This is a genomic window from Mycobacterium sp. (assembly GCF_049278535.1).
In the GTDB taxonomy this organism is placed as follows: domain Bacteria; phylum Actinomycetota; class Actinomycetes; order Mycobacteriales; family Mycobacteriaceae; genus Mycobacterium.
Window position 1 is genome coordinate 1 of record NZ_JBAPMI010000384.1, and the last position, 6,432, is coordinate 6,432.

The 6,432-nt window shown below is 66.4% G+C and carries 10 protein-coding genes; 3 read left to right on the forward strand and 7 right to left on the reverse strand.

Annotated elements, in window-relative coordinates; translation table 11 throughout:
* The 4 genes from marP to nth all read right to left on the reverse strand — a co-directional run.
* The coding region (gene marP / locus WAO18_RS24820; RefSeq protein WP_422208876.1) for an acid resistance serine protease MarP at positions 1-1,025 on the reverse strand (1,025 nt) is incomplete at its 3' end.
* Positions 1,025-1,807: an NUDIX hydrolase gene (locus WAO18_RS24825; protein ID WP_422208877.1), complete on the reverse strand. Its 783-nt coding sequence runs from the start codon at positions 1,805-1,807 to the stop codon at positions 1,025-1,027. The genes marP and WAO18_RS24825, both read right to left, overlap by 1 nt.
* A 130-nt stretch (positions 1,808-1,937) precedes the next feature.
* Entirely contained in the window at positions 1,938-2,588 is a 651-nt protein-coding gene (locus tag WAO18_RS24830; RefSeq protein ID WP_422208878.1) for a TlpA family protein disulfide reductase, read from the reverse strand.
* A 1-nt stretch (position 2,589) separates the two neighbouring features.
* Positions 2,590-3,270 carry an endonuclease III gene (gene nth / locus WAO18_RS24835; RefSeq protein WP_422208879.1) on the reverse strand — a complete coding sequence of 227 codons (681 nt, stop codon included), beginning with the start codon at positions 3,268-3,270 and terminating at the stop codon, positions 2,590-2,592.
* 215 nt (positions 3,271-3,485) lie between these two features.
* Between nth and WAO18_RS24840 the strand changes: the two genes are divergently transcribed.
* Complete coding sequence (locus WAO18_RS24840) at positions 3,486-3,815, forward strand: hypothetical protein (RefSeq protein ID WP_422208883.1); 330 nt, start codon at positions 3,486-3,488, stop codon at positions 3,813-3,815.
* A 153-nt stretch (positions 3,816-3,968) separates the two neighbouring features.
* Positions 3,969-4,643, forward strand: coding sequence for a cAMP-activated global transcriptional regulator CRP (gene crp, locus WAO18_RS24845; RefSeq protein WP_023368605.1), 675 nt, complete (start codon positions 3,969-3,971; stop codon positions 4,641-4,643).
* On the opposite strand, the gene WAO18_RS24850 is transcribed toward crp, so the two are convergent.
* From WAO18_RS24850 to WAO18_RS24860, 3 genes are read right to left on the reverse strand one after another with little or no spacing between them, the layout of a single operon-like run.
* The gene (locus WAO18_RS24850) at positions 4,640-5,431 is read right to left on the reverse strand and encodes an MBL fold metallo-hydrolase (protein ID WP_422208880.1); all 792 of its coding nucleotides are present in this window, start codon (positions 5,429-5,431) and stop codon (positions 4,640-4,642) included. The two genes, crp and WAO18_RS24850, sit on opposite strands and share 4 nt — an antisense overlap.
* Before the next feature lie 5 nt (positions 5,432-5,436).
* On the reverse strand, positions 5,437-5,892 hold the full coding sequence (locus WAO18_RS24855) for a RidA family protein (protein WP_422208881.1): 456 nt from the start codon (positions 5,890-5,892) through the stop codon (positions 5,437-5,439).
* Complete coding sequence (locus WAO18_RS24860) at positions 5,889-6,050, reverse strand: DUF4177 domain-containing protein (protein WP_156751501.1); 162 nt, start codon at positions 6,048-6,050, stop codon at positions 5,889-5,891. The genes WAO18_RS24855 and WAO18_RS24860 overlap by 4 nt, the downstream gene beginning before the upstream one ends.
* A 50-nt stretch (positions 6,051-6,100) precedes the next feature.
* Here WAO18_RS24860 and WAO18_RS24865 point away from each other — a divergent pair.
* A partial coding sequence (locus WAO18_RS24865) for an ArsA-related P-loop ATPase (protein WP_422208882.1) occupies positions 6,101-6,432 on the forward strand: 332 nt, incomplete at its 3' end.

Below are 6,432 nucleotides of genomic sequence, written 5' to 3' on the forward strand. Positions count from 1 at the left end.
GAATTGCCTTGCTCCACATTGGCTCTGACGGTGTAGACCTCACGATTGATCGTCGCCTTGCGGTAGATGTCCGGTCCGTTCAGCTCGATCAGTTCCCGGATCCTGGCCGGCGTCGCCATGAATCCACCACCACCCGGGTAACCCATCACGATGCCTTCGGTGCCCGAGGTCACCGGGGCGTTGGCGAACGCCAGCGGCCCGGCCGGCAGATGCGGCACCGACAGGATCGCGATATCCATCGTCGGGTCGTAGGACACCACGGTGGCGTCGTACGGATTACCGCTGGCCTCCACGGTGACGTTGTTCGCCCCGGCGACGACGTGCGCGTTGGTCATTACGCGGTCCGGTGAAAGCACAAATCCACTGCCCTCCAACACTTTCTCGCAGCTGGGTGCGATCGCGCGGATCTTCACCACGCTCGGCTCGGTGTTGGCGACGACGGGGTTCTTGGCCAGGGCCGCATCCGGGGCGGCGACAGCCACGACGGGGGTGCGGCTGAACGGCTCCAGCACCTGCGGCAGACCAGAGGTGTCCAGCAGCGCCGACAACCGCTTGGGCACCGTCTTCAGCCATTCCGGCGCGTAGTCGTTGACTTGGGCCAGCACCCGCGAACCCCGAACTGCCGCAGCCAAATTGGGCTGCCCCGCCGACGACGTCAATGGAGTCGCCAGCAGCCATGCGGCCACCAGCACCACCACCAGCTGCACGGCCACACCGATCAGCGAGTCGAAGAAGCGGACCGAGTTGCTGTGGATCGCGCCGCGGACCGCCCGGCCCAGTACCACACCGGCCACCTCGCCGATGACAACCAGCGCCAGAATCAGAAACAGCGCAGCGAACAGCTTGGCCCGCGGTGCGGCGACATGTGCGACGAGGTGCGGTGCCAGCAGCACGCCCGCGATCGCGCCGAGCAGCACGCCGACGAACGACAGCAGCGAGCCGAGCGCACCTGAGCGCCAACCGGATACCGCCGCGATGAAAGCCACCGCCAGGACCGCGATGTCCAACCACTGTGAGGAGCTCATCAGGCCTCATCCTCGTCGCCGACGAGTGCCATCGCATCGTCCAGCTCGCGAACATCGCTGGCATCCCAGGGCTTTGCCCAACCAGCGACATCCAACATCGCTGAGATCACCTGACCGGTGAACCCCCAGACCAGCATCTCGTTCAACAGAAATGCCGGCCCGGCGAAGCGGCGGCTGAAGGTGCGGCGGTACACCATCAGCCGGTTGGCGGGATTGATAAAGGCCCGAACCGGAACTCGGGCCACCTTTGCTGTTTCAGAATGATCCACCACGCCCACCGGCCCCGGATCCGGTGAGTAGGCCAGCACCGGGACGACGTGAAACCCCGACGGCGCGATAAACGTTCGCTCCATCGTGACCAGTGCATGCAGTCTGCCGGTGTCGATTCCGGTCTCCTCCCGCGCCTCGCGCAGCGCGGTGGAAACCGGCCCGTCGTCACCGGGATCGGATGCGCCCCCCGGGAACGCGGCCTGGCCGGCGTGGTGACGCAAGGTGGCGGCCCGCACGATCAGCAGCAGGTCGGCGTCCTCAGGAGGGGAGTCGGGTGCGGTGTCACTCGACGGCGGACCCGAAAACAACACCAGCACAGCCGCTTCGCGACCGCGGTTACCTGCCGCCAACTTGGATGCGGTCACCATTGCCAGCACGTCAGCGGGTAGGCGCCGCCGGTAGGCGTCAGGTATCTGACCGACATTGTCGACCAAGGTTTGCAACCAGGGCGGGCCGAGTTCGGGTACCAGCTCGTCCGAACCGAGACGCTGGGGAGTGCAGCCTCCGCTCACGGGCGCCTCCCTCGTACTTCTAACCGTCCGGCTCCTCGCCGGGCCGCTGCGCGGCCCGCATCGTCGTCGGACGCATCCAGCCGCCCGATTTTTCCCCGGGCCGCTCCGCGGCGCGCATCGGCGATCGGCGTCATCGTTTCTGAACCCCGACCGCAGCCGTGATCTCGTCGGCCGTGGCGAAAGCGCGTGGCAGCGTCTTCGCAACGCTACCGTCCGAGTCCAGCACAACTGTCGCGGGCATCACATTCGGCACCCCCAGCGCCGCCGCTACCCGACGGCCGCCGTCCTGCATGGTCGGCAGCCGGACACCCAGTTCCGCCAGTCGCAGCAAGCCGGCCGTCTCGTTCTCGTCCTGGTGCACCGTCACCACCATTACGTCGGATCCGACCCGTCGCTGATATTCCGCCATCGCCGGCAATTCGGCCGCACACGGCGCGCACCAATACGCCCACAGGTTGAGCACCACGCGGTGGCCGCCCAGCGCCGGCCCGACGTCGACGACCGATCCGTCGGCGGCGCATTCCACCGCAACGCCGCGCAGCGCTGCTGAGCCGGGTTGGCCGCCCGGGGCCGGGCACGGCGGCAAATCGGCGCGTTGACGCGGTCCGGCCAGCGCCGCGGCAGTGTCGGCGTCGCGATGCTCGCGAGCCGGGCCGGCCGGCGGGGCCGTGGACGACTGCGAGCCACTGCGCAACTCGACCAGCAACGCGGCAATCAGGGCCGCCACCACTGCCAGGACCGCAATGGTCCAGCGAGTGGCTCGGGCGGTGGACGTGGTCAACCTACAAGCCGGCCATCGCCAGGAGGTGTTCGGTTTCCGGCCCCTGCACCAGCGCGGCGGCGATCTCCGGTTCGGTTGGCCCCGTACCGAATGAGGGGCAATCCTTGGCCAGCACGCACACCCCGCAGGCTGGTTTGCGGGCGTGGCATACCCGGCGGCCGTGAAAAATCACCCGGTGACTGAGCAGCGTCCATTCGCTGCGCTCGATGAGTTCGCCGATCGCATGCTCGACCTTGACCGGATCTTCTTCGGTCGTCCAGCCCCAACGCCGGACCAAGCGGCCGAAATGGGTGTCTACGGTCATTCCCGGGACGCCAAATGCGTTGCCCAGAATGACATTAGCGGTCTTGCGCCCAACGCCGGGCAGCGTAACCAGCTCTTCCATAGTGTTGGGCAGCTCGCCATCGAATTTCTCCACCAAGGCCTGGCCAAGGCCGATCAACGACGCTGTCTTATTGCGATAAAAACCGGTCGGCCGAATAAGAGTTTCGAGTTCTTCGCGATCGGCTTGCGCATAGTCCAGCGCGGTGCGGTAGCGGGCGAACAGCGCCGGGGTGGTGAGATTCACCCGCTTGTCGGTACTTTGCGCCGACAAGATCGTCGCAATTGCCAGCTCCAGCGGTGAGGTGAAGTCCAACTCGCAGTGAGCATCGGGAAACGCTTGTGCGAGTTTACGATTCATTCGACGAGCCCGACGCACCAAGCCGGTTCGGGTTTCCGACGACCAACGGCGGGCGACGGCGGTGCCTGCCGCGGCGGAGCCTTTGCCGGTGGCGCGAGAAGCTTTGCCCACTGTCACCTAGACAGGGTACTAATTCGTGATCCCGCTGAGACCTTGGCCGTGTTTACTAGCTGCTTGTGTCCTGGTTGCTTGTTGCATTCACGCCCGGGTTGCTAATGCTGGCAACATTTGGGCTTCAACGGCTGGAATCCGGCCTGGAAGACGACACGCTTACCGCACGTGACGTCGCGGAATTTCTCGACCAGGCCGAGCCGGTAGACGTGCGTAAATTGGCCCGCGAAGGAATGCCCGAGGCGCTGGACTCCCTGCACCGTCGCAATAACGACGATTCGCCCTCCCTAACCAGACGCCTGCAGGGCACCGATCGATTGCCGACCGCACCCGTTATCTCCGCCTCAACGCAAGCCGCCTCACCCCGCCAGCGGCATCAGCATTCGCGGGCGAATCGGCAATTTGCGCCGCGTGAGCATGCCAATCGTGTGTAGCGTTGGCACGTCGAGTCGAAGGCTTACCTCCTAGACTCATCTGGCCAGGCTCTTGGAGGCTGACCGATGCACCAGCAGGTTCCCTGCTTGCGGGGAGCGGCCGGACGACAGACCGAGAACAGCTGTAGTCACCCGAAAAGCTAAAGGGGCAACGTGGACGAGATCCTGGCGAGGGCCGGAATCTTCCAGGGGGTCGAACCGAGCGCCGTCGCCGCGCTGACCAAGCAACTGCAACCCGTCGACTTCCCTCGCGGACACACAGTTTTCGCGGAGGGTGAGCCGGGTGATCGGCTGTACATCATCATTTCCGGCAAGGTCAAGATCGGCCGCCGTTCACCGGACGGCAGGGAAAATCTGCTGACCATCATGGGTCCGTCCGACATGTTCGGTGAGCTGTCGATTTTCGACCCCGGGCCGCGTACCTCGAGCGCGACGACGATCACCGAGGTTCGTGCGGTGTCGATGGATCGCGACGCGCTGCGGGCCTGGATCGCCGACCGTCCCGAGATCGCCGAGCAGCTGCTGCGAGTGCTGGCCCGCCGGCTGCGCCGCACCAACAACAATCTCGCCGACCTCATCTTCACCGACGTGCCTGGCCGGGTCGCCAAGCAGCTGCTGCAGCTCGCGCAGCGGTTCGGCACCCAGGAAGGCGGCGCGATGCGGGTGACCCACGACCTGACTCAGGAAGAAATCGCTCAGCTGGTCGGCGCCTCACGCGAGACCGTGAACAAGGCGCTGGCCGACTTCGCCCACCGCGGCTGGATTCGCCTGGAGGGCAAGAGCGTGCTGATCTCGGACTCCGAGCGGCTGGCCAGGCGCGCGCGTTAGCGCCGCAGATAGTCCAGCTGGGCCTGCACCGACCATTCAGCGACGTCCCACAGCTCCTCGTCGACGTCGACATAGACGTGCTCGACGACCTGACGTGTTGTCGCATCGTCGCCGAGTGTGCTCAAGGCGGAACGCACCTGCTCCAGCCGCTGCTCGCGATGCGCCAAGTAGCCCGCCGCCACCGCCTCCACGTTGGGCAGGTCCGGGCCGTGGCCGGGCAGCACGATGCGCTGACCCAGCCCGCGTAGCCGCTGCAAGGAGTCCAGGTAGTCAGCCAGGCTGCCGTCTTCGTTGTCGATGACGGTGGTTCCCCGGCCCAGCACGGTGTCCGCGGTCAGCACCGCATCGTCGAGCACGAACGACAACGAATCGGCGGTGTGGCCGGGCGTCGCCCACACCGTGATCCGCAGGCCCGCGGCGTCGATCACCTCGCCGTCGGTGAGCTCGCCGGACAGGCCACGCAGGAATCCGCTGCCCGCCGAGCGCACCGGTGCGCCGGTCAGGTCGACCAGCTTGTCGATCGCATCGGTGTGGTCGCCGTGCCGGTGGCTGATCAGCACCAGCGCGATGCGGCCCACCCCGGCGAGTTTCGCGATGTGCTCGTCGTCATCGGGTCCGGGATCGACCACCACCACCTCGTCGCTGCCGGGACCGCGCAGCACCCAGGTGTTCGTGCCCTCGAGCGTCATCAGGCCCGGGTTGTTGGCCAGCAGCACCGACGCGGTGCCGGTGACCGGGCGCAGCTCCCCGTACGCGGGATGCGTCAGCGGCTCAGCGGTTCCCGTCACGGCCGTTACCCGACCTCGACCACCAGTTCAACTTCGACCGGGGCGTCCAGCGGCAATTCGGATACGCCGACCGCCGAACGGGCATGCACGCCGTTGTCACCGAACACCTCGGCAAGCAGGTCTGATGCGCCGTTGACCACGCCGGGCTGGCTGTTGAATCCGGGTGCGGACGCGACGAACCCGACCACCTTCACCACCTGGGTCACCGAGTCGATTCCCACCAGCGAATCGATGGCGGCCAGGGCATTGAGCGCGCAGATCCGGGCGAGTTCCCTGCCCTGTTCGGGTGTGACGTCGACGCCGACCTTGCCGGCCTGCGGCAACGCGCCGGCCGCCATCGGCAGCTGGCCCGACGTGTAGACCAGATTGCCGGTGCGCACCGCCGGGACATAGGACCCCAGCGGTTTCACCACGACCGGCAACTCGATGCCGAGCTCGGCCAGCTTGGCCGACGCGCTCACTTCGGGCGTTTCAGATATGCGACGTGCTGCTCGCCGGTCGGGCCGGGAAGCACGGAGACCAGCTCCCACCCGTCGGCGCCCCACTGATCGAGGATCTGTTTGGTGGCGTGGGTCAGCAGCGGGACCGTTGCGTACTCCCATGTTGTGGGTTGGCTCATATCCCGAGCTTATCGGCAGGCGCGGCGACCGATCTGGTTAGCATGCAGGGGTGGGGACCACATCGAGCGGCGGCAGCACCTTCGGCTGGCCATCGCGATTGTCGAAGGCCCGTCTGCATTTCGTGACCGGCAAAGGCGGCACCGGAAAATCGACGGTCGCCGCCGCGCTGGCGCTGACCCTCGCCTCGGGTGGACGCAAGGTGCTGCTCGTCGAAGTCGAAGGGCGCCAAGGGATTGCGCAACTCTTCGATGTTCCGCCGCTGCCCTACAAGGAGATCAAGATCGCGAGCGCCGAGCGCGGCGGCCAGGTGAACGCGCTCGCCATCGACATCGAGGCCGCATTCCTGGAATACCTCGACATGTTCTACAACCTGGGCATCGC

What these genes read in the sequence shown, in the direction of transcription:
- WAO18_RS24840 (WP_422208883.1), top strand. Translation starts at nt 3,486, where the DNA reads ATGCTGGCAACATTTGGGCTTCAACGGCTGGAATCCGGCCTGGAAGAC.
- WAO18_RS24860 (WP_156751501.1), bottom strand. Translation starts at nt 6,050, where the DNA reads ATGAGCCAACCCACAACATGGGAGTACGCAACGGTCCCGCTGCTGACC.
- nth (WP_422208879.1), bottom strand. Translation starts at nt 3,270, where the DNA reads ATGAATCGTAAACTCGCACAAGCGTTTCCCGATGCTCACTGCGAGTTG.